Source organism: Arthrobacter rhamnosi, from assembly GCF_054510975.1.
In genome coordinates this window covers 59,474-82,656 of sequence record NZ_JBTNDN010000008.1, presented here as the reverse complement: position 1 = coordinate 82,656, position 23,183 = coordinate 59,474, and the positions used below count along the sequence as shown (strand labels likewise).

General features: G+C 62.6%; 16 protein-coding genes. 9 read left to right on the top strand and 7 right to left on the bottom strand.

The window, feature by feature from the left end; all coding sequences use genetic code 11:
• The first annotated feature begins 16 nt into the window (after positions 1-16).
• Complete coding sequence (locus tag ACX80J_RS16060) at positions 17-1,012, top strand: protein NO VEIN domain-containing protein (protein ID WP_459348475.1); 996 nt, start codon at positions 17-19, stop codon at positions 1,010-1,012.
• A gap of 49 nt (positions 1,013-1,061) precedes the next feature.
• Here the strand turns inward: ACX80J_RS16060 and drmB are convergent, their stop codons facing one another.
• The 5 genes from drmB to ACX80J_RS16035 all read right to left on the bottom strand — a co-directional run bounded on the left by drmB (position 1,062) and on the right by ACX80J_RS16035 (position 14,043).
• Positions 1,062-3,149, bottom strand: a complete 2,088-nt coding sequence (gene drmB, locus ACX80J_RS16055; protein ID WP_459348474.1) for a DrmB family protein — start codon at positions 3,147-3,149, stop codon at positions 1,062-1,064.
• Positions 3,142-6,342: a helicase-related protein gene (locus tag ACX80J_RS16050; RefSeq protein ID WP_459348473.1), complete on the bottom strand. Its 3,201-nt coding sequence runs from the start codon at positions 6,340-6,342 to the stop codon at positions 3,142-3,144. Before ACX80J_RS16050 ends, drmB begins: the two co-directional genes overlap by 8 nt.
• Complete coding sequence (locus tag ACX80J_RS16045) at positions 6,343-8,160, bottom strand: UvrD-helicase domain-containing protein (protein ID WP_459348472.1); 1,818 nt, start codon at positions 8,158-8,160, stop codon at positions 6,343-6,345. It lies immediately after the preceding gene.
• The gene (locus tag ACX80J_RS16040) at positions 8,150-12,811 is read right to left on the bottom strand and encodes a DEAD/DEAH box helicase (RefSeq protein ID WP_459348471.1); all 4,662 of its coding nucleotides are present in this window, start codon (positions 12,809-12,811) and stop codon (positions 8,150-8,152) included. The genes ACX80J_RS16045 and ACX80J_RS16040 overlap by 11 nt, the downstream gene beginning before the upstream one ends.
• Before the next feature lie 125 nt (positions 12,812-12,936).
• On the bottom strand, positions 12,937-14,043 hold the full coding sequence (locus tag ACX80J_RS16035; RefSeq protein WP_459348470.1) for a DNA cytosine methyltransferase: 1,107 nt from the start codon (positions 14,041-14,043) through the stop codon (positions 12,937-12,939).
• 196 nt (positions 14,044-14,239) lie between these two features.
• Between ACX80J_RS16035 and ACX80J_RS16030 the strand changes: the two genes are divergently transcribed.
• The 4 genes from ACX80J_RS16030 to ACX80J_RS16015 all read left to right on the top strand — a co-directional run bounded on the left by ACX80J_RS16030 (position 14,240) and on the right by ACX80J_RS16015 (position 18,754).
• Positions 14,240-15,058: a hypothetical protein gene (locus ACX80J_RS16030; RefSeq protein WP_459348469.1), complete on the top strand. Its 819-nt coding sequence runs from the start codon at positions 14,240-14,242 to the stop codon at positions 15,056-15,058.
• A gap of 162 nt (positions 15,059-15,220) precedes the next feature.
• The gene (locus tag ACX80J_RS16025; RefSeq protein WP_459348468.1) at positions 15,221-15,658 is read left to right on the top strand and encodes a very short patch repair endonuclease; all 438 of its coding nucleotides are present in this window, start codon (positions 15,221-15,223) and stop codon (positions 15,656-15,658) included.
• A 302-nt stretch (positions 15,659-15,960) separates the two neighbouring features.
• Positions 15,961-16,656 (top strand): DUF6308 family protein, encoded by a 696-nt coding sequence (locus ACX80J_RS16020; protein ID WP_459348467.1) that lies wholly within the window; start codon positions 15,961-15,963, stop codon positions 16,654-16,656.
• 265 nt (positions 16,657-16,921) lie between these two features.
• Positions 16,922-18,754: a hybrid sensor histidine kinase/response regulator transcription factor gene (locus tag ACX80J_RS16015; RefSeq protein ID WP_459348466.1), complete on the top strand. Its 1,833-nt coding sequence runs from the start codon at positions 16,922-16,924 to the stop codon at positions 18,752-18,754.
• A 77-nt stretch (positions 18,755-18,831) separates the two neighbouring features.
• Here the strand turns inward: ACX80J_RS16015 and ACX80J_RS16010 are convergent, their stop codons facing one another.
• Positions 18,832-19,620, bottom strand: coding sequence for an alpha/beta fold hydrolase (locus ACX80J_RS16010; RefSeq protein WP_459348465.1), 789 nt, complete (start codon positions 19,618-19,620; stop codon positions 18,832-18,834).
• Between the two features lie 103 nt (positions 19,621-19,723).
• On the opposite strand from ACX80J_RS16010, the gene ACX80J_RS16005 reads away from it, so the two are divergent.
• Complete coding sequence (locus tag ACX80J_RS16005) at positions 19,724-20,224, top strand: SRPBCC family protein (RefSeq protein WP_459348464.1); 501 nt, start codon at positions 19,724-19,726, stop codon at positions 20,222-20,224.
• 42 nt (positions 20,225-20,266) lie between these two features.
• Here ACX80J_RS16005 and ACX80J_RS16000 read toward each other — a convergent pair whose 3' ends face one another.
• The gene (locus ACX80J_RS16000; RefSeq protein WP_459348463.1) at positions 20,267-20,686 is read right to left on the bottom strand and encodes a GlcG/HbpS family heme-binding protein; all 420 of its coding nucleotides are present in this window, start codon (positions 20,684-20,686) and stop codon (positions 20,267-20,269) included.
• Between the two features lie 184 nt (positions 20,687-20,870).
• Between ACX80J_RS16000 and ACX80J_RS15995 the strand changes: the two genes are divergently transcribed.
• Genes ACX80J_RS15995 through dhaL form a run of 3 tightly spaced genes read left to right on the top strand, consistent with a single transcriptional unit; the run spans position 20,871 to position 23,172 of the window.
• Positions 20,871-21,734, top strand: a complete 864-nt coding sequence (locus ACX80J_RS15995; RefSeq protein ID WP_459348462.1) for a class II fructose-bisphosphate aldolase — start codon at positions 20,871-20,873, stop codon at positions 21,732-21,734.
• Between the two features lie 2 nt (positions 21,735-21,736).
• A complete protein-coding gene (locus tag ACX80J_RS15990) occupies positions 21,737-22,543 on the top strand; it encodes an HAD-IA family hydrolase (protein WP_459348461.1) in 807 nt (268 codons plus the stop codon).
• Complete coding sequence (dhaL, locus tag ACX80J_RS15985) at positions 22,540-23,172, top strand: dihydroxyacetone kinase subunit DhaL (RefSeq protein WP_459348460.1); 633 nt, start codon at positions 22,540-22,542, stop codon at positions 23,170-23,172. The genes ACX80J_RS15990 and dhaL overlap by 4 nt, the downstream gene beginning before the upstream one ends.
• Positions 23,173-23,183 lie beyond the last annotated feature (11 nt).

Below are 23,183 nucleotides of genomic sequence, written 5' to 3'. Positions count from 1 at the left end.
GAGGTTTGGGGGAGAGATGGCGGCAGTGACACCGGTCAAGAAGTCGCGCTGGTGGGACGGGGATACCACTCAGCGGTATTGGATGGAATTGGTCAACGTCGACACCTGGGGGAGCGAGCTGATCGCACCCGATACGCCTCGGTACGACTTGATGAAAGACGTCAGCGTCGGTGATGTCGTGCTGCATTGGGTGGGCAAGAACAACCCGATGCGCTTCAGATCGGGGATGTATGGCGCGTCGATCGTGGCCGGTCAACTCCAGCCGCGCGCGGGTGACTGGTACGGGAAGCCGGCGAACACGATTCCCCTTACTGATTACACCCCTCTGCCGAAGCCTTATCTACTGACCGATCTCCGGTCGAACCACCAGGAGGACATCCTGGGCGTCAGGGGTGTCCTCGAGCGTACCTATACGGATACCGCCGGACAGACCATCTACTTCCCGTTCCAGAGGCATCCGACCAGTGGACTCAAGCCGAATCAGGGGTATCTGTTCAAGCTGCCGGCGGAGCTGATCGAGACTATCGACGGCCTACTTCCTGAGAGCGACTGGGGCGGCTCCGACACTTTCCCTGTTGCGCCGCCCGTGGGCGGGCAGAACGGCGTTCGACAGCGCTATGCGGGTTTCTGCGCCGACCCGATCCTGAAAAAGGCGATCGAGATGCAGGCGGTCCGCCAGGCGATCACTCATTACGAGGCCTCCGGCTACAGGGTCGAGGACGTCGGCGCGTATCGGTCCTACGATCTGCTCGCCACGCGAGGGGCTGAAGAGCGGCATGTCGAGGTCAAGGGATCTCAGGGACATGTCGAGAAGGTCATCCTGACGCGTAATGAGGTCACTCACGCGAATGATTATGAGCTGACCGACCTGGTCGTCGTCGCGGAGATCAAGTGGGAACGTCACCTCGACGGTTCAGTCACCACTGACGACGGCACGATGAGCGCCTACCCTGACTGGCGGCCCTCGCCGGAGAACCTGAAGCCGCTCAGCTACGAGTATTTTCTGGACTAGGCCTTCAGGGGTAAGGGGGGTCGGAGGTCCGACCCCCCCCTTACGGGACCTAGTAGGTTTTGTCCGCCAGCTTGTCAGCCAGGTCACCTGGAGCGAAATCAGCAGTGTGGTAGATCGTCCAGCCTTCCTCGGCCAGCCAGTCGTCGCGCGTCTCGTCCCTGTCCTCAAGCACTGCGACTCGTGCGCCCGGCCAGGAGAGATCGATCTGCCATTGATTGTCCGGACCGATGTCGGAGCCCCAATCGCCCGGCTCCACCTCGGCTTCCACAAGTTCCGAGACGAGCTCACGCAGCGACGGGCCGGACTCGGAGAAGATGGTGAGCCACGGGCTTTGGCGGACGCTTTCGGGAACCCCCTCGTCGACCTCACCGGTCGCAGGCGCGCCGGCGTGGGCAGATGACTGAAGTGGATTCAACTCCGCCCAATCCCTGAAGCCGAGCCCGATCTGTCCGTGCACCCCGAACAGCGTTCCCCGGTCGAGGTTGGAATTGAACAGCTCACAACTGGTCTCGGGGACCAACACACAACAGTGGCACGCGGCGAGGTTTCGTGCGTCGGTCCCAGAACCCCGGGACTCGATGCACACGGGATCTGCGGAACACCACGACGTCCGGAAGAGGCCCTCGTCGAGAGCAGCACCGAGACGGCCCGGGCCTGCCTGCGCGGCGATACCGCCCAAGCTGCCGGCAGAGTCTGAGGAAGCCGTATACAGCAGCACGCCCACCTGATCCCGGCCGACGTACAGGCGTTCACGGATGGAGGAGGCCGGGTAGCCCGCATCGAGTGAGAGCTGATCGATGATGATGTGAGACAGCGTGTGGATCAATGTCTCCGCGATGTTCACCGGCACTGGTTCGAGGCCGCGTTGCTCGGCAGCTCGCTTCACATTGAGTCTGAGGGTTCTCTCTCTCCCTGCTGCAAAATCCGTCTTCGCCCACTCCTCGACCTGATGTCGGTCGAGTGCGATGAAGAGACCCTCGCCCAGGGTCTCGATGGCAGGCAACCAGTTCTGTTTGTTGTCGTCCGGGAAGAGCGGAGACGACGTCGCGTCCGGATTGTCCTCGCTGCGTGGGTGCAACCGGCTGAAGCCGTAGAGTGCACGAACCTCTCGGAGACGTGTGACTTTTCGAGTGGCTTTGATCCAATGCGAATGAGACTCGGGGACAGCGACTTTCTCGGCGACGAAGTCCGTATCAGGGCTGTCGCGGCGGCCGTTCATCAACGCCATGAACTCCTGCTCGCGGAGCTGTTCCTCGGACAGCTCCGTCTCGTTACCGCCATGGAACTGGCGCTTCACCTCTGCACGCAGCTCGTCGACGGAGAAGCGTCCATCGAAGCTCTCCACGATGCCTTCCAGCACCCAGGTGGAGGCAGGCTCGAGAGCCTGCGGCTTGCTGAGCTGCGATGCGTTGGCCGTGACGACCTTGGCGAGGAACTCGGAGTAGGGCGGAATGGAGATCGCAGAGCGGACGATTGGGAACCAGACGTTGGAAGCACCACGCTGGACGGTCTTCGGTGGCTTCCCGCACTCGCGTTCCCGGTAATCCCATCCGAGCCAGGGGCGATTACCCTGGCATTTCATCTCCTTGAGCGCGATCGAGTTGAATGCGTCAGCCATGGTCCGGGATTTCCCGCATGAGCAGCGGACGACCATATCGGCGAGCGAGGATGTGCGGCCCTCTGACAGGAGGCTCAGCTTGTGCTCGGCGTCGTCATTCGGCGAATAGCCGTGGACCCAGTAGCCGTAGGGGAAATCATCGATGTGGCCGTCCTCGCAGGCGATGACGAAACGGGACGGCGTCAATGGCGCCAGCGACTTGCACAGGCCGCACTTCGGATCCTCGTACGAGGCTTGTAACTGCTTGACCGTACCGATCCGATTACAGCTCGGACAGACGAGCATCTGCGGGAAACGAACCACCGGGATCTTGCCCCGTGTGCCTGCCGGCGGCAAGAGCAGCTGGGATACACCGAGACTGCGAGCCAGACGAGGTTCGCTGACGGGCTTGAGATGCTTCTTGTCCCACTGATCGATGCTCGTGATCATGAAGCTGTTGTTCTCGGCCGGGAAAAGACTTCCGACTCCGAACGTCGAGATCAGCTGGCTGCGACGTGCAGCGTAAGTCTTCCTAGCCAAGAGAGGCGTCCTTCCTTAGAGGTGCGGGCCGGAGGGTGGTCTCAGCGTCTACATCCCGCATGCTGCGCGGAGTCGGCCACGGCGTGGTACTGGTGCTGTAGACGAAGTCCGGGTCTTCGAGCGCCTTGCTCGAATCGATGAGCAGGGAACGAGGACTGCTCCGCTTCTCCTGGTACGGCAGGTCGACGTCGTCCAGGGCGGCCTTCCGCCAGATGTTCACCAGCCGTTCGAGTTCTTCCCGTGTCGCCGCGGCTTCCTCGGAATCGATGGCTTCCACCCGGTCTCCGATGAGGGCCATGACCTGATCGACCAGATGAGACTCCACCCGGACCTGCCCGGCCTCCCCGCGGAGTTCCGGAACGAGCATTCGGAGAGCCGATACGAGAGTGGCGTGAAGGCCACGGTCTCGAGACCGGGCGGCGAAAGGTGTGGCGCTGGTGGCTTCGACCGCTCGGTATAAGGCGCCGTGGAAGTCGTTGAAGGACTCGTAGTGCGAGCGGTCGCGAGTCCGTGCCGCGTTGAAGATCGTCACGACGAGACCCGGATGCTGCCGCCCGACCCGGCTGGTGGCCTGGATGTACTCGGCGCTGGACTGAGGCTGACCCATGACAGCCATGAGGCCCAGCCGGTCGACGTCGAGGCCCACTGAGATCATGTTGGTAGCGAGTACGACATCTTCAGGTTTGGTTTCGCCCATCAAGCTTTTCTCGAGCGACTTCAACGCCTCGGGGATCTTGTGGTTCTCGACGCGACTCGTCAGCTCGCTGAGCTGAATGCTGCGTGACGTATCGCGTCCCTCGCGTCGTGCCAGCAGGGACAGACGGGCGCGGACGTCGTCGTATACCTGGAGGTAGGCCGAGCCCAGAACGCGGAGGCTGTTGAAGTACCCGACGAGCGTCCAGTAGGGATCACGGTCCGATTGTTCAGCGGCATCGACGACGGTAGCCGAGTGGAGCAGCGATGCGTAGGTCCGGACCATCAACGTCGCATGACTGGTGCCGGAGGCGAGCACGCCGACGTACTGACGAGTCCCGTATCGGTCCGACGGCGCCCTCTCGGCGAAGAACGAGTCATCGGGGTCCAGTCCGGGCGGCGGGAACAGCTTCGATCGTCGATTGAACACGGATCGGATCTGCCGCTCGGCTCGCCGGATGGTTGCCGTCGAGGCGATGATCTTCGGTTTGCGCCCGTCCGAACCGCCTGGGCGATTAATACCGCCTGCCGCGAGATCGACTGCCGTCTCGAAGAGGCCGACAGTGGAACCCAGTGGACCGGAGATCAGGTGCAGCTCATCCTGGATGATCAGATCGGGACCGGAATCAGCCGCTGAATGCCGCCCGAAGAGCGTGGAGACCTCACCCCGCCAGGCCATACTCGCGAATTTGTCGACGGTTCCGATGACGAGTTCAGGCCGCTCCCGGTAGACATCGGTGTCGATGATGTGGACCGGCAGGCCGTCGCTGAACTGGCAGTGATCGTCCGCGCAGCTCACGATCATGCGCTCGAACGGGACCTTGACGATCCGGTAGTCGTCGACGGTGAGCCGGGTCCCACACCAGGGGCACGCTTCGATCTGGCGCGGATTCCCCTCGACGACGTCTTCGTTCCGCCTGAGCTTGGCGAGGTTGGTCTTGGCCGTGCCGATATCGTTGGGCGTCGCGCCCCCTCCTACCCAGAGCCCGATGCCGAAGGATTCCCTACCGAGACGTCGCTCGTCCTGCTGGCGGACGGACTCGAGAGAGCAGATGAGCATAGCGGCGCGCTCGAACTGCTGGATCGTCAGGAGCCGCAGGGTGTACCGCATGATCACCGCGACGCCTCGGACGCTGCTGTCACGCAAGCGTCGAAGTAGGAGGAGATACGCGATCAACCCGAGATACGCCTCTGTCTTACCACCGCCTGTGGGGAACCACAGCAGGTCGGCGATATCGCGCTCAGAGTGCTGATCATCCGTGACAGACGGAAGGTTGATGAGAATGAACGCGATCTGGAATGGACGCCAGGACTGCTCTCCGAGTGCGAACTCGCCCTGTGCACCCTTCCGGACCCAGTCCTGACGGGCACGCTGCATGTGCATCGCCCTGTTGGCGAGTTGGAAGGCCTCGAAAGCGACGTCGTCGTGAGCCAGAAGGCTGATGCCCGCGCTGATTCGGCCGTGCGCTTCAGCGGCATGCTCCATGTGCTTATCAGCCACGCCCCGAAGGTGCTGCGGGACATGGGACGGGCCATTCGCGGACATCGAGTTCGTGGTGGCCTTTATCCAGGACGAGTAATCCGTCGCCAACCGGGTCAGTTGAGCGAGGACTTCATCACGCGTCCCGGCGCTCAGGAGTGAAAGTGACAGATCGGTCTTGCTCCCGCCCGCCATCGAGCGGTGGACCGCCTGTCGCGGGACGAAGGTCGTCGCTACTCGGCGGCAACGCCGACCCTCGACGTCGTCGTCTTCTACTTCGACCGCACAGCCATGACCGGCGCCGAAGACCATGTGGTTCCGGTAGAGCAGTTCTGCGGAGGCGAGGTCTTCATCCGCGGGCAGATCGACGCGGAGTTTGGACCGATCAACCAGAGCGGCCTCCTCCGTGCAGACGGTGAGACCGACTTGGAACCAGCAGGCGACGTCCTTGTCCTCGGAGGCGCCGGGCTTCGGTTGGGTATTCCGAAGGACGACCGTGACCGTCACGATGCCGTTCTCCGTCGGGCGGACCAGGGCATAGAGCTCGAGGGCACCGCCTTCGAGCAGATGATGCTGTGGGCCCGGCGCGTCCAGCTCGATGTCGATGGCACCCAAATCGGCTGGCTGTCGCTGCCAGTCGTAGACGTCACGCCTCTTACTCCCGCTCTGGCGATCGGTCCGCACCGGCGCGTAACGGGCTGCGACCGGTGAGACCTGGAGTGATGACGCCAGTCGCGTATCTACCGAGACCGTCATACCCACGCTGCTCGGGTAGGTCAGCCGTGCATTCGCCACAGGGCTGTCGACTGCAGCTTCGCCGGACACGGCGGATACGGATTCGGGCTCGTCCGGGGCCTCGACGTAGGTGTCATCCTGGGCAGGCCACAGCACGCCCGTGACGTAACGCTCCAGTGGGCGTTCAGTGATGAGCTCATCCTGCGAACCCGGACCATACAGGTCTGTCTCGAGGCGGTCCACCATCTCTCGCCGGAAGGCGTACTTGGTATCCAGTGTCGACACTTATTGCTCCTGATTCGTGGTCCGCTTGATCAATCCGGTCAGTCGAGGGACCAACCACATGCCTGAGGAGCCCAACCCCGTCAGTTTCGTCTCCTCCGGGTGGCCGGTAGCGCACTCGATGGACGTGACGCGTGCACCGGTGAATCCTGCGGGCCACTGATAGCTGCGGCTGTTTCTGAAGCCGAAGCTGTTCTTGAGCGCGTAGGCAAAGGACGTACTCGTTCGCCCGATCACTCCGCCGTCGCCGGTGGTGAGCACATATCGCGGTACTTCACCCGGCTCCGGCTCGGATTCCAACGAACCGGAGACGACCTGACCTAGGAGGTCCTCCAGAACGAGGTTGTCCTGGACAGCCCGGGCATCACCGTCGGCGGGGTAGTAAGGCGAGACGTCATCGATGTCCGAGTTGATGAATTCCATTCGAGCTGTGTACTGGCGATTCTGCTTTCCATAGCCTTTCTCGAGCCAGCGTCCCGTAGACCCATCGGCGTGCTTGCGGAGGTTCTTCGGAAGTTTGGTAGAGATGATCTCCTCCCGCGCACGGCTCAATGCCACGTACTTCTGCTTCAGTGTGGCCTCATTCTCCTCAGCTGCCGGCGACCCGAACTCGGGCTGCACGTACAGGACGTTGGTGAATTCGAGGCCCTTCGCCCTATGGACGGTAGAGACCATGAGGTCGGCGGCGTCTGCCACTGTCAATGTCAGTGGTACAGACCTGCTGTGAAGCCGTCGACTCAACTGAGGGACATTGAGGGAGTCGTAGGCCGCGAAGTTCCCTTCAGCCGTCTTGAGGGCGAGCCATAGGTCAACTGCGGAATCACCGAAGAGGCCGGTCAGCCGGGACTTGATGTCATCCGCATCGTATGTCCGATCTTCAAGGTCCTTGAATACTCCATGCACCCACGGCGCCACACTCATGTCCTGGGCTTTACGCCGGACGAGATGCCGGTAGCCGTTCTGCCAAAGGAGTTCGCTCGCGATAAGGACCTCGTAGTTGGTCGAGCAGAGAAGGGCCGTCGTCTCGCCAACATTGGGGCTCAAAGCTCCGGATTCGTTCAACACTGAAGTGCTGGACACCTGCCTCCGGAAGCCATCGAGAAGCTCATGGGCCATTTGAACCGCAGCGCCGTTCAGCTCGCCGAGGCTCCGGATCTCCTCACCGACAACGATGAGCTCCTTCGTGCGGTCGGTGACAGCCCTGTAGTGCTTGGACAGCGCCTGATGTTCTGCGCCGAAGTCCGTTACCAACTTCTCGATGAGCTCCCCAGACGTCATCCTCGAAGTGGACTCCTTCAGTTGGAAGTCGTAGATGCCTTGCAGGGGATCACCGAGCACGGTGAAGCCTAGATCATCACCGAGCGCAGCGAGTAGGGCCAGGACCAGCTCCGCCCGGTCACCGACGAGGTCCTGAGCCTCGTCGATCAGGATGTGCTTCAGCTGAGTGATCCGCTCAGGAGTGTCCTCGCCGGACACATGCTTCGTGGCTTTCCTGATCCGTGCTTCGAAGCTGTCACCCAGCGTCTCCTCGTCCATGTCGATCAGGATCTGAGCCGCGAAGGAGTCGAAAGTACGGATCTGGAGTCCGTCGAGGTCATGAACCCGAGCCCGCTTCCTGACAGCCTCCACAGCTGCTCGCGAGAAACTCAGCACCAGGATCTCGTCCGCGGGGTTGAGGCCGTCTTCCACCAGTGTCTTCACCCGAGCGAGGAGCACCTCGGTCTTTCCTTGCCCCGCTGCGGCAGTGACGAACAGCCTCGCGTCCGGTTCTGCCTCCGTTACCGCTTGCTGACTCTCATCGAGGTCGATCTCAAGGAGCACCGATTGCCTCGTTCCGCCACAGGTAGTCCAACTGCGTGAAGGCGAGTTTGTGCCCGTACTGCTGCAGATTGTCCTTCACGTTGACGATGAGCACCTCTTCGCTCCCACCGTTGAGAGGCCCGCGCAAACCACGACCGATCATCTGAATGTACTTGTTGGGAGAAAAAGTAGGCCGGCAGACATACACAGCATCAACTTGGGGCGCATCGAATCCCTGTGTGAGCACATCGAAGTTCGTGAGGACTCGGATCCTGCGCTTACGGAAGTCCTCGATGATCGAGCGTCGGTGCCCTAGGTCCGTCTTGCCGGAGATCGCGGCTGCAGGGATACCCTCGACGGATAGTACTGCGGCCAGGGCCTCCGCGTGTTCGACCGAAGCGGCGAACACGAGTGTCGGCCCCGTCGTCTTCGAGGACTTGATGTGGTCCAGGATTGCCTCATTACGTCGCGTGCTATCTGCTACCTGCTGGAGGTCGATTCGAGCTTCGAGCATGGCACTCTGGGAGTCTTCATCGGTGGCTGAGCGCATGTCCTTGAGCTTGAGCTCGATGCCCTCCAACTCCTGGTGATTCACCCGCGCCAATACTTTGAGTCCCTGAAGGTATTCGTGAGCGTCCTCTGCAGTGAACTCATCAGGCTCGATGAGGTTCTTACCGAAACGCGCTACGAGCCTCTCCGTCTCCGTCTCGTTGGACCCTCTGTATGGAGTCGCCGAGAGTCCGAGCAAAGACCTCGACTTCTCGGTGAACGAACGGCCGAACCACGAGAGGACTGGAGTGTAAGAAGACGCAGTGGCTCCGTGCGCCTCATCAATGATGACCAGATCCGGGTTGGACATCCACTCGTACATCTGACGCCGAGACTGGTGAATGCTGGAAAGCGTCTGGATCGTCGCGACGACGAGGTGCAGCTTGGTCTCCTCACGTATGGCCTTATTGCCACCCCAGAGCCTGCTCACCGCCATACGCTGCCCGGGTGAACCCACGGCCTGCCAGACGTACGTCCATGTCTCGATTGCTTGCTCACAGAGTTCTTCCGACTGCGCGATCCAGATGACGAGCCGGTGCTCCTCTTTAGGTGCGGCCTTGATATCTCGGATGACCGATTCGACGGCTACACGAGTCTTACCCGCGCCGGTGGGCAATTGCACGAGACCGCGGCTGTACTTCGTCCGCCCGGCCAAGAGGTCGACGATCTTTTGGCTGGTGGTTTCCTGGTATTGATGGAGCGGGTTCAAGCCCACCGGCCCGACGAACTCCTCGCGCTCCGGCTTCTTCTTGATCGACTCACCCGCCATTGCCGGCGAAAAGCCGAGCTCTTTGACGAATTCTTGAGCCGAACGGCCTCCGCGGAACTGGTCGGGGGCCTCGATGCCCGCCTCGGAGAGTGCTGGCTTGAGCACCTTGAGAAGGCTGCTGCCATGGAGGTTGCTGACGATGTCAAAGAGTCGCTCGTCTGTGAGCTCCAGGTCGCGCGCTCGCAACATCTTCATCACGGAGTCCGGGATGAGCTTCAGTAGAGTGTCACGTCCCACGAGCTCAGCGACTTTACCCGCGTCTGTCTTCTGTTCATTGACCCTATCGATACGCGCCTGAGCGTCGGCGTCCTTTTTGAGCTGCCGCATAGCTTGCATGACCTGAGCCGCGGTCCGCTTGCTGCCAAAGGCTCCGAGGATGGTTGTTAGAAGGGACAGTTCGCTCTGGGGCGCCCGGTAGTAGAGCATTCCTTCCTGCAGGTAGAAGGTTTTGGACGTGACGTCCTCACGGGAGTCGAAGCTGTTCGTCCGGACTTCATCAACCGAGCTACAAGGGGCGCACAGTGTCTGGACAGCGACTTCACCCGCGGCCCTCTTCAAATAGGGGAACCGCGATTTGATGGTTTCCGGCTCGCCTCCCTCTAGGGGAATTGCACGAGCTGACGTGTGGAATTCGACAGATACAGGTTTTATGCCCCATTTCTGTGTGAGAGCGTCGTCGAGGTACGCGCGACCGGTGTAAAGGACAGCAACGCCCGCCGTCTCGAGGTAATCCCGGGACTCGGCGTTTGGAGCTAGAACAGTGTCTACAACCAGGTACCGAGAGCTCCGCCCCCCGCTGAGTGGCGTCAACAGCTCCTTTGGCGGACGCACGTCGAGGGCAGCGAGTGCTCCGTACAGCTCGTGAAGCTGAAGCATCGAGAGACGCTGCTCGGCCAGAGGGAGGATGAACGCCCATTGAATCTGGCGAGGGTCGGTAGGAAGGGCCAAAGCCTTCGCTTCTTCCTCACCTGGAAAGGGCAGGTACTCCGTAGGTATCCCTTGGACCTCGCCCACGCACCGTCTGATGTCGATGACGCCCAGTGGCGTCTCCAGGGCGCCGTGGTTCTTGACCCACCAGAGGTCTGGCCCGTCAATCGTCTCTGCAGCGCGGAAGCCACTACTGAATTCGACCTTTGCCGGGTATTGCACACGACTCAAGATCGTCCGCGTCACCTTCGCGCGGGTGGCGGCCGACGCGTGAGTGAGAAGATGAAGGCCGCTCGTCGTCAGAGCCTGGCCGAACCGAATCCCCGCCTCAGACACCCGGTCGGGCCCGCTCTTCGACTGCTCGGACAGGCGGCTTGCCTCACATGCTCTCCACAGGTCGTAGGAGCCTCCGGCGCGGACCATCTTCGCTTCTTTGAGCGATACTCGTGCGCCCAAGTTCCGCAAGAGGGCGATGTCATGAGCGTGGAATTGCTCATCCACCAAGAGGTGTTCGTCCCCGACATTGGACTGAGGCATCAGACCACCGGCCAGCCAGACGTCACCCAGCTGACGCCATTGGCGGTCCCGGCATCGTACGAGGACCTTCTTGCCATCTACTCGCTCATTGATGATCGCAAGGCTTTCTGGAACTGCGAGCGAGCGAGTGAGTCTCCACAGCGACTGAGCCAACTCGGGGTTGGTGTAGTCCTGGCCGACGTCGCTTGCCACTCGGCTGACGATGCCCCGGCCGTCTTGTGCTTGAAGGTCCAGAGCACGTAGGTAGGTGTTCGCGTTACCGTGATGCATCAAGTCATACGAGACGATATTGTCTGCTTCGTCGTCGGCTTTCATTGGAAGGAAGACCCTGGACGTGATCGGCGCCTGAACACCGCCATCGGACATCAGGACGATTCGACTACGCCGCATCGCCGGCTGGTAGTCGCTGTAGGACTTATCGATCATGGCAGCGAGCTGGAGCGCATTCTCGTAGTCCTGAAGCTCCCCACCTGCGACAACTTCCTCAAGCCACTCTTCGACGGAAGCACGCTTGAGGTTTGCCTCCCTCAGGATGCGCATCACCTGCGGCTCTCGCCCCCGAAGAGCGCTGGCGTGGAGCCAGGGGCGGTCTGTCGGCACCCAGGAGTCCCAGAGGGACGTCAGCTTGGTAGCTTCCTCGAGTACGGGTTGCACCTTGACCTCGCTAGGCACCCTCAACGCGCCTGATCGGTCCGGCAGGCTCGGTACGAACGGCAGGATCGCGTAGATCGGCTTGTTGATTGCTGCGTCCGCCCAGGAATACGATTCCTTCTCACGAGACGGAAGGATGTCGAAAAACAGCGCCGGGTCGTCTGGCGTGCTGAGATCCTTGAGCGCGCCAGCGACCATCCTCGGAAGCGTCCGAGTGAGAATCTCCTGGTTGTATCGAGTGTCCAGGATGCTGTGTCGGTCTTCGTTCATCTTGAATGCAGCATTGACGAGGCCTCGGAGGGAGGTCTCGTGCTGAGTGGGGAAGTAGTTCCAGAAGCGGCCCAACTTGCGGCGTTGATTGCCGGTGATAGGCACGGCCCAGGTCACGTCGATCTGTTTTCGCGCGACGATGCTTCCCGCCTCTACAGCCGCTTGCGTACTGACCTCGTGCTGCTGCTTAAAGATCAACCAGTCGCTGTTCGATGTGCTGTCGGTGAGAGTTACCCGATTACCTTGACGATCAGCTGTCCACAGCACCGTGGAACCCTCGAAGCGGTCGTCGAACTCCAAGGATCTGATCTTGTCGGAGAACAGCAGAAATTCTGCAGGAAAGTTCTTCATCTCTGTGGACAACCACGAGACATTGCCCCGTAGGGGAAGCTTCACGACGGTAGAAGCCCATGGCAGAAGCTCGGCGAGGACGTCATCCTCTGCTGCTGCGTCATAAGGGTCCACCGGCGTCGCCAGACGGAGTATCGGGTAGGACTCCAGGCCGGGATACAGCTCCTGGAGCAGATCGCGACTCCGGTCCTGGCTCCAAGACACCGACCCACTACGACTGAAGATCTTCGGCTCGGTGGTCACCTGAATGACCGACTTGAATCCGAGACCGAAACGGCCGATCTCGTCGTCGCGTTTCTCGGACGAGTGGGACAACATGAGGGTCCTGAAGCCGGCTTCGGTGAAAGGCTCACCTTCGTTCGCGCAATACAGAGCGTCATCGGTCAGGACGACCTTGATTCGTCCACCAGGCTCTTTGATTGCGTCAGCCGCGTTCTGGATGAGCTCGTTGAGCTGCTTACGCCCATAGCCGCCCTGCGAGATCGCTGCTTCGATGTTGGCGTGTTCCCGGATCAGGTCGGGGCGTGCCTTATAAGCGTTGAGAGCGCTTTGTGTCTCGGCACTGACGAACTGATTGACGGGCGAACTCAGCCCTGCCCATGCTTCTTGAACCCTCATCGGTTCTCCCCATACAAAAGTGCACCTCCGACGGTCCTCCAGCGGGCCGTCGCATAAGTATGACGATAATCATATGCTTCACATCGACAACTACTGCATGGGAGGGGGATTCACTCGCCCGTGTCTTAGAGGTGTTGAGCGATTTGAAGCGCGATCGCCTTCCCTAGCGCGACAGGTACCGCATTGCCGATCTGTTTCGCGATGGCGGTCTTCGACCCTACCCAGCGATGGTCGTCCGGGAATCCCTGCAACCGCGCCGCCTCGAGGTGAGTGATCGCGCGGTTCGCTTCCGGGTGTAGATATCGTCCCTTCTCCGGCTTGAAGAACTCTGTCCGAATCGTCACCGACGGACGATCCCAGTGCAATCGGCCCATGACGTCACCCGATCCGGTCGTATGCCCGACCCAACAGGTCGCCTGGAGGTGTTCAGGGAGGTCGGTACGATTACCGCCGAGAGGTATGTGACCGAACCGCTCCAATGAGATCGATCGATAGTCACGACCTAGATGGAGCTCTGTCGTCTCGTAGGGGCCCGGCATCACGCGAGTAGATGTCGTCACGAATGCCTTACGTAGTTCGGTGCCTGCCACTTCGAAGGGGATCCCTGCAAGAGCTTTCCGCACTGACACGTGCCGACCGATATGGGTAGGAACGGGGAACGAAGGCTTCGGCATGTCGATACGGTGTCCGATGAGAATCGCTCGTTTTCGAGCTTGTGGGGCACCGAAGTCGGCCGCGTTGAGGACGTGCCAGGAGAACCTGAACTCTTCCAGTTCTCCTCCTTCCCGTGCAGCCTGGGAGAAGGCCTCGAGCTGCGCGGATTTCCCGAAAGCTGCCACGTTCTCCACGACGAAGTATCTAGGCCGCGCACGGCGAAGAGTCTCGGCATACTCCTCCCACAAGGCATTGCGAAGGTCGCTGCTGTCCCGCTTGCCGAGTAGGGAGAAGCCTTGGCAAGGAGGACCGCCTACGACTACATCGACCCGAGGGGTGACTTCGTCCTGCAACCACTGCTGAATCGGACCAGCATAGACTTTGTCACCGAAGGTCTGGCTGTAGGAGGCGGCGGCAGCGGGTTCGAACTCTACTGCCCGCGTTGTCACGAACCTCGGTGAAGCTGCATAGAAGCCATGAGTGAGCCCGCCGGCACCCGCGAACAGGTCCAGCATGGTGATCGAGTCGGGTTGAGGCGCGCGTTCGAAGGGTGCTTGTCCAGGTGCAGTCATGGCCATGCAACACTACCTCCCAGTGGGGCCGTGTGGAGCGATGCGGGGTCTTCACGTGCAGGTGTCGATGAGTGGCCGTGGATGCGACTTCCACCTTGAATGCCCGGCAATCTTTCCAGCAGGTGCACTCGGCTAAGGGGACAGGCCGTCGGCTCACCTCTTACTTCCAGGAGGTGCCAAGGAGGAGGATACACTCCTAGCCGTGAGACCTATTTTCCTTGCTCCTGCTGCCGGCACCGCAAAGTGGGGCGTATATGTTCCACGGGAACCGGCTGCCTTGATAATGGAAAGCCAGCGTTCCTCGCTGATTTCCGACGCAAGCGAGATCGTGATTGCAGACTGGCAGAGTTTCCTCGACGACGAGGAGCAGCGAATTTATGATCTGCTCATCGGCTTGCTGATCGATTCTGGAATCTCAGGTGAGTTGCAGAAGGAGTACCTCTACCTCGGTCGTCATCTCATCGGCGAACTGCATTGCTTGGACGATGAGGTCTACGACCTCGAACTATCTGAGACATCGTTTCAGCTGTACTCCAACAGGTCGTCAAGTGCCTCTCCTAGTAAGCATGCGGGCGTTGAGACGGATGGGGAGCCGCTGGAGGCACAACAGATATGGGACGTTCTCTGCCAGATGCGGCGAGATCAAATTCTGGCTGAGGCATGGAACGAGGTTACGCAACTTCGAAGCAATCGGGACACCCAGTTCAGTGCTGTGGAGGTCCATCTGCACATGCAGGATGCTCCGGTCGGGCTGGAGGTCAGTAGCCCTCTGGGATCGTGGCGGGTAGAAGTGCAACTCGACCGCACGGATCACCGGTATTCGTATTCCATCACCGAGACCGAACGCGGTCACCGTGTTGGTCGAAGGGTGGCCGACGCTCTGCTCGAAGAGTTCGCAGAAGCCGGCGGTTGTGAGGCGGACGCCTCCGTGGTGGTGAGAGCGATGATCGAGGTTTCCGGCTTCTTGAACAACAGTATTGCCCGCCCTCGCGTCCGAGGCGGAGGTACCTGCTATCAGTGAGCATCTCGTTCCTACCGCTAGCACTCCATCGGTATCTCGCCTGCTGGTCGTAAGTAGTGAAATGGAGTGGGGCACGTACGCCACATAGTTTTGGCTGTCCGGCGGAACCGGTGTCATCCAGACAGGGAGAGCTGCCGCCAAGGGCCAGCGTATGGTCGGAGCATGGAGCGCGGCGAGTCTTGGGCGAGTTCTCCCGGCGTCGCTCGCTCCATGCGAGCGAATCGCGGTCGGGATACATCCCTTGAGCTTGTAGTGCGTCGCGCGCTACATCGTCGAGGATTTAGATACCGGGTAGATTACGCACCACTCAAAGGACTCCGTTCACGTGCTGACATCGTCTTCACGCGTGTTCAAATAGCTGTCTACCTCGACGGCTGCTTCTGGCACGGGTGCCCATCCCATGGGACCACTCCAACCACGAACGCAGATTACTGGATACCGAAGCTCGAGCAGAATCGTCGACGTGATGGCAAGGTCACGAAATTGCTGGGTGAAAGCGGATGGACTGTACTGCGATTTTGGGAGCACGATGATCCATCAATGATCGTCGACAAAATCGCCGAGTGCGTCCGGGGTGCTCAGGCTTCCTCTTCCGATTGAGTAAGAGCAGAGCCGGACCGCGCGTCCTCATTCTTAGACGTAGCCTGCTCAATCCTTCCTGTCCGCACTCCGAAGGAAGCCGCATGACGAGGGGGTTTCAAACGTTTGACCCACATCAGTCACCTCCTCAATAGCGCGTACAAGGGGAGGCTGTACTTGGTATTGCCCCTGCTTGGAGCGACAAGGAGGCTAATTGAGGCGGGTGCCTGGGCCCCATCGGCTCGGCGATAGGCCGTCATCGGACGGACGGTCAGCTATCGTGACGGAGGGCGAATGCGCGTCCTTGATTCGAGGGGGAGATCATGTTGCACCAAATTCTGCAGGACATCGAAAAATCCACAGCACACGTCCGGGAATACTACGTGCAGGACTTCCGTCACGGAGCACCGAGGTCTGGCGCCAGTTTCGACCAGTGGGCTGGCGGCGGCGATCGGCCCGACGTGGTGAATGAGCTGACCGGCGACGACTGCGTCGCCGTTTCTTTTCTTAGCGTCGAGGTCCCGCCTATGGCTGCGATCGGCCTCATGCGAGGTGAGAAGGAGAACGTCGACCGCCTCCTATCCCTGATTCCAGCTGATGTGCGGATGTGTGATCTTGACGCCGTGGGCTACGAGAAACACCTCGGGATGAAGAGCCCGGCGCAGGAGTTGTGGGATGTCATCACTCGGCGGGGTGGCCAGAAGTGGAAAATCGGGCCGACGACGGCGAGCAAGATCATGGCACGGAAGCGCCCTCACCTGATTCCCATAGTGGACACGATCATCACTGATCTCGTCGGTCGAGGGCATTACTGGAGCGGCTGGCACCAAGCATTGACGGATAGCACCGGTCTCCCAGAGCGACTGAGTAAGATCCGCCGGGACTCGGGAGTCCTCGATCTCGGCTACGAGCCCTCCCTTTTGCGCGTCATGGACATCATCCTGTGGCAGGAAGGGCGGCAATCGAAGAACCACCGCCTCGAGGTTGATGCCGCGGTGGCTGCAACACAGATTCCTTGATTGCCGCATGCGCCATGGAACGACACTTGAGCTGTGGAATAGAAGAGTGCGGTAATCAGCGCTTCTTCAGGGAAGCGCGGCAAATTGCGATCGGAGCCCCGAGAACCACCGATGTGAAGCCAGCTGCATTCAACAAGCAATTTGCCTCATTGCTGATTTGCAGCAGTACGAGACGCTGATGAGACCCATTGAGTTCTAGCGGGGCCCGCTATCCTGAAAGCCCGTGCGCAGCGTCGCGCCGGGTTGCAGGAGACAGGTGCCGTACATGCCGCAGCTTCCCACGCCGAACCAGAGCCAGAATCGCCCGAGTGAGACCCCACTCTCGGAGCTCGACCGCATCACGGAACTCGCCGGCGACCTCGCCGGTCAGTTCGAACTGGTACCGCTCCTCGAGCGCGTGCTCGGCCACGCCGTCGCACTCCTCGACTGCGAGAGCGGCTCCATCTCGATAGTCCACGAGGCCGAGGGGTACTACCGCAAGGAAGTGGACCAGGGCGTCGGCTGCCACCAGGGTCAGACCTTCCCACTGACGGAGGGTCTGACCGGCCAGATCGTTGCCACCCGGGGAACGGTCATCCTCGACCGCTATGCGTCCGTGCCCAGCGGCCACATTGACCCCACCGACCCGCGGTGGGGGAGCGCCGTCATCGGAGTGCCCGTAGCGTGGGACGGCGCCATCATCGGCACGTTCGCCATCTTTAGCAACGGGCCTGGCCGCGTCTTCACCGCAGCAGACGCATCCCTCGTGGAGCTCTTCGCCAACCATGCCGCCATCGCCATCATGAACTCGCGGCTCCATCAGGCCGCCGCGGCAAAGGCGCGCGAGGCCGCTGTCGCCGGTGAACGCGAACGGGCCGTACAGGACGTCCATGAGACCATCGCCCGATCCCTCGGATCGCTCCTGCTGCACCTCGACCGCGCGGACAGGGTGACGCCGGGTGGGTCACCCTCCATCCAGCACATCGACTCCGCCCGAGTGCTCGCCCACGAAGCGCTTTTCGAGACCCGACGCACCGTGCTTGGCCTCGCGCCGTCGAGCCTTGCCGGCAGCACCCTTGAGGAAGCCGTGCGCCAGGAACTCGACCGTGTCGGCAGCAGTTATCCCATCGACCTGACGCTCCTCGTGACCGGGCATCCTCACGAACTGGCGCCCGTCGTCGCCCATCAGCTCTTCATGATCATCCAGGAGGCCGTGGCCAACGCGGTAGCGCATGCCTGCGCCACCGCGTGCCGGGTGGGCATCTTCTACGACACCAGCGGCATCACGGCTGTCGTTGAGGACAACGGCTGTGGGTTCGAGGGCCGGGAGAGCACGGACCTGAAGGGCAGTCGGCTCGGCCTGCACGGCATGGCAGCCCGGGCCCACTACCTGCGGGGCGAACTGCACGTGGAGTCGACGCTGGGCTGGGGGACGAGCGTCCGAGCGCAGGTGCCCTACTCCTCGAACGGCGACTCCTCCCGTGAACGGTGGAAGGTCCTCGTCGCCTGCACCCAGCCCCTCCTCCGGGCCGGACTCGTCCGACTGCTCGAGACGTCCGAGCCGTCGGTGCAGGTACTCGGCGAGTTCGGGACGCTCGAGGACCTCACGGAGTCGGTGTCCCTCTTGCAGCCGGACATGATCGTCCTCGACGAGCACCTGCTGTCCCTTTATGCCGAATCTCGCGTGGCAGACGCGGACACCGTCGAGCGGCCGGTGGTCGCCGTCGTCGACCATTTCGCGGACGAACTGCTGGCGGCAGCGGCGTCGTCGGGTGTGCGGGGCTTCCTCTCGTTGTCCTCAACGCCTGCGGAGGTGGCACGCGTCGTCGTCGCCGCCGCCCGCGGCGACGCCCTGCTGGATGGGGCAGTGTTCACGCGGCTCACGGAGAGTCGCGCGGCGGACACAGGCGAGGCGATATCACTGACGGCCCGCGAACTCGAGGTAAGGGACCTCCTGGCTGAGGGGCTGGCGGACAAGCAGATCGCCACGCGGCTCGCCATCTCGGTGAAGACGGTCGAGAAGCACGTGAGCGCCATGCTGCGGAAGACCGGAGCCCGTAACCGCACCATGCTGGTGGGCCTGCAGCACCAGGGTCAGGCAATTGCGAACCCCAGATAGGCGGCGACGCCGGCAGAGGCCTGCGTACCGAGACACCACCTGCACTCTCGCCAGGTATGCGGCTCCGAGGATCGTTATCAAGACCCAGCGGCGGTGGCGTCGAGGATGAACCGGGCTGTCTCCTGCGGCTGGTCCCAGTGCGGGAAGTGCCCGCAGTCCTCGAAGACGTGCAGGGTGGCGTCCGGATAGAGGGACATGGCGACGGCGGCCTCACTGAGCGGGGTGACCCTGTCCGACCGGCCCCAGCCGAACGCCAGCGTGCCCTTGATCGTCCCCTGTGGCGCGCCTGCCTGGCGCGGTCCGTGCGCGAGCGACTTACGCGCTTCGTCGAGACTGGGCGAGGTGGCGAACCCGCGGAGCTCCGTCAGGACGAGGTCCGGGTCGAGCTTCCAGGGGGCCACGGAGAACTGGGCGAGCAGCGCCGTCCGGCCCGCAGCCTGCTGGACAAGTGACGGCAGGACGGGCTGGAGGCGCCGTACCAGGGCGATGGACGCCGTGATGCTGCCGTTGAAGATGCGCACCTGGGTGTCGTTCCAGAATCCACCGGGATCGAGGGCGACGACGTTGCCGGCGTGACCCCGCCGCGCCAGTTCCACCACGATCCGCGCACCCATCGAGCTTCCGACGATATCCGCGTCGCGCAGGTTCTCCTGCTCGAGGAACTGCTCGACGGCGTCCGTGAGCGTCGCGATGGTCACCTCACCCGCGAGCGGCTCGCTGCTGCCGAACCCGGGGAGGTCGACGGCGATGACCTCGCGCTGTTCCTGCAGCAAGGGGAGGACGGGATCCCAGGTGCGGACGCTCGAGCCGAGGCCATGCACGAGGACGAGTGGCTTTCCGGTGCCGGTTCGTTCGGTACTCAACATGTGGGGGCCTTCCGTAGCCAGCGCGAGGACCCAGTCTATGCGGGTACGAATAGCTCCAGCCGATCCCCGCAGGACGAGGGGAATCTTCTGTGAGAATGGGCGCATGAGCCAGACAGAGATCCGCCACCACCAGGAGTCCGTCACCATCCAGGCATGGGCGGACAGCATCTACGACCTGGTCTCCGACATCACCCGCACCGGTGAGTGGAGTCCGGTGTGTACGCGGTGCTGGTGGGAGGACGACGCCGACGCAGGCGAGGTCGGTGCCTGGTTCACAGGGCGCAATGAGCTTCCGCACCGTACCTGGGAGACGCGGTCACAGGTCGTCGCCGCAGAACGCGGCCGTGAGTTCGCCTGGGTGGTCGGCGGCGATCGAGTCCGCTGGGGCTACACGCTGACGCCGGCTGGCACCGGGACCACCCTGACCGAATCCTGGGATTTCCTGCCGGGCGGCATCGCCATGTTCGAGGAGAAGTTCGGGGATGATGCGCCCGCGCAGATCATCGATCGGACCCGGCAGGCGCTCGAGGGCATCCCGAAGACGCTCGCCGCCATCAAGCGGATCTCCGAGTCCGGCACGTCGCGTGAGGATGACCGGTCCTAGCGCGCTGACCCTGCAGCACCAGACTTAGCAGCTGGACGCGCCTCAGTAGGCGGCCGCGCCCGCCGTCGCAACTTCCTGGTCCTGCTCGATGGTTCCGGTGGAGACGCCGATGGCCCCCATGATGCTGCCGTCGCGCACCAGCGGGATGCCGCCGGGGAACACTGCCAGCCGGCCGCCGTGGGCGTCACTCAGCCCGTAGATGGGGCCGTCCTGCCGGGTGACACCCTGCAGGTCGCCGGTCTCGCATTGGAACGCGATGGACGTGTAGGCCTTGTTGATCGCGATGGTGATGCTGCCGATGTTCGCACCGTCCATCCGCACGTGCGCCTTCAGGTTGCCGCCGGCGTCCACGACGGCGATGTCCATCGGCTGACCGATCTCCGTGGCCTTCGCCGCGGCGGCGTCAATGACACGGCGGGCTTCCTCGGCGGTGATGGTCTCGAGCACTGATCCCTGGGGCATGGGGTGTCCTTCGTCGTTGAAGTGGAGAAGAAGCGGCGGCCGAAGCGGCCGCGCTCCACTCAACCACCGAAGCCCGCGCCTGACGAGGTGGGGATTACCCCCAGAGAGAGGGAGGGATACCACCCATTCCGGTGTGCCCGATGCCCGCCTAGCGTGGGCAGGAGCCTATCCAGGAGGAATTGTTGTGGGAGTTGTACCCCTGAAGGACATCGTTGATCCGGCATTCCAGGCCCGCTACGGGGTGCCCGCGATCAACATCTTCAATGACCTGACCATGGAGGCCGTGCTCGCCGGCGCCGTCGAGGCGAACTCGCCGGTGATCCTGCAGACCTCGGTCAAGACCGTGCGCAGCATCGGCTCCCGCGTGCTGTTCGACATGTGGCAGTCCATGACACGCGGCATCGAGGTGCCCGTCACCCTGCACCTCGACCACTGCCCGGACCGCGACGTCGTCACCGAATGCCTCAAGGCCGGCTGGAACTCGGTGCTCTTCGACGCCTCCAACCTCCCGGTCGAGGAGAACCAGCGCCAGACCGTCGACGTCGTCAAAGAGGCCCGCAGCTACGGCGCCCAGGTGGAGGGCGAGATCGAGGCCATCACCGGCGTCGAGGACGACCACGGGTCCGACGAGGTCTCCAAGCAGCAGAGCCTCGAGGTGGCGCTCGCGTTCATCGACGCCACCGGGATCGACGTCTTCGCCCCCTCGATCGGCAACGCCCACGGCAGCTACAAGGCGGCACCCGTGCTCGACGTCGAACGCGTCACGCAGATCGTCGAAGCGCGCAACGTGCCCATCGCCCTCCACGGAGGGAGCGGCCTCAGCGCCGAGCAGTTCGCCGACCTCATCGCCCGCGGCTGCGCGAAGGTCAACATCTCCACGGCGCTCAAGGAGACGTACATGCAGTCCAGCCTGGCGTTCCTCAAGCAGGCCGAACAGAACAGCAAGTGGGATCCGCCATCGCTGTTCAAGCACACGCGGGCCGACGTCGTCGCGATGGTCACAGACCTCTGCGCCCAGTTCGGCAGCGCGGGCAAGGGCGGCCTCTGACCATGCCGGCCCTGATCTTCGACTGCGACGGCGTGCTCGCCGACACCGAACAGTACGGCCACCTCCCCGCCTTCAACCAGACCTTCACAGACTTCGGTGTTCCAGTGCAGTGGAGCGTCGAGGAGTACGCCGAGAAGGTGAAGATCGGCGGCGGCAAGGAGCGCATGCGCAGCATCCTCACACCGGCGCTAGCGCTAAAGCTGGGTCTGAATGACGGCGCCGTCATCGATGCGGCGATCCTCTCCTGGCACAAGCGGAAGACCGAGGTCTACAAGGGACTCGTCGAGAGCGGCGTCATGCCGGCGCGGCCGGGCATCGCGCGCATTGTGCAGGAAGCGCACGACGCCGGGTGGACGCTCGCCGTTGCCTCCACCTCTGCGGAGCCCGCGGTCCGCGCCGTCCTGACGCACGCCGTCGGGGATGATCTGGCCGCGCACTTCTCCGTCTTCGCCGGTGACGTGGTGCCCGCCAAGAAGCCGGCGCCGGACATCTACCTGCTGGCACTGTCCGAGCTTGGGGTGTCGGCGGATGACGCGATCGTCGTCGAGGACAGCGGCAACGGGCTCCGGGCCGCGGTCGGGGCCGGACTGCGCACTGTGGTGACCGTCAGTGGCTTCACCCGCGAGGAGGACTTCAAGGGGGCGTCCCTCGTAGTCAGCTCCCTCGGGGATCCCGACGGAGAGCAGGCGGAGGTCCTCGCCGACCCGTACGGCGCTGGCCCGTCCGGCATCGTCACCCTCGCAACCCTGCAGAAACTGCTGTCCACACCCGCCCCCAATTCCGCGACCACCGAAACGGAGAACCCATGAGCGCCACCGACCTCGCCGACGTCGAGTACGTCGTCCACTCCCTGGCGCAGACCGCCGTCGATAAGGAGAAGGAGTTCGGTGACCTCGACGCCGTCGTGGGCGACGGCGACCTCGGCTACTCCCTCGCCCGTGGCTTCGAGAAGGTCCTGGCGGACTGGGACTCGTTCAAGCGGGACGACGTCGCCACCTTCCTGCAGCAGATCGCGCTCGCCATCTCCAGCAGGATCGGCGGGACGTCCGGGCCGCTGTGGGGGACGGCGTTCCTGCGGGCCTCTGCGGCAGCGAAGACGACGGACACGATCGACGGCACTGCCGTCGTCGCCATGCTGCGTGGAGCCACCGACGGCATCAAAGCCCGCGGCAATGCGGACCTCGGTGACAAGACCCTTCTCGATGCCCTGATCCCGGCGACCGACGAGCTCGAACGGCAGCTGGCGGCGGGCGCATCGCCCGAGGAGTGCCGTGCGGCCTTCGCGGCGAAGGTCCGCGAGTGCGCGGATGCGACGTCGATCCTCGAGGCTCGACGCGGCCGCGCCAGCTACAGCGGGGAACGCAGCATCGGTTCCCCGGACGCCGGGGCGGTGGCGGTCGCGATCATCGCGGAGCGCATCGTCGCCGACTGGCCCTGAACGTACTGCTA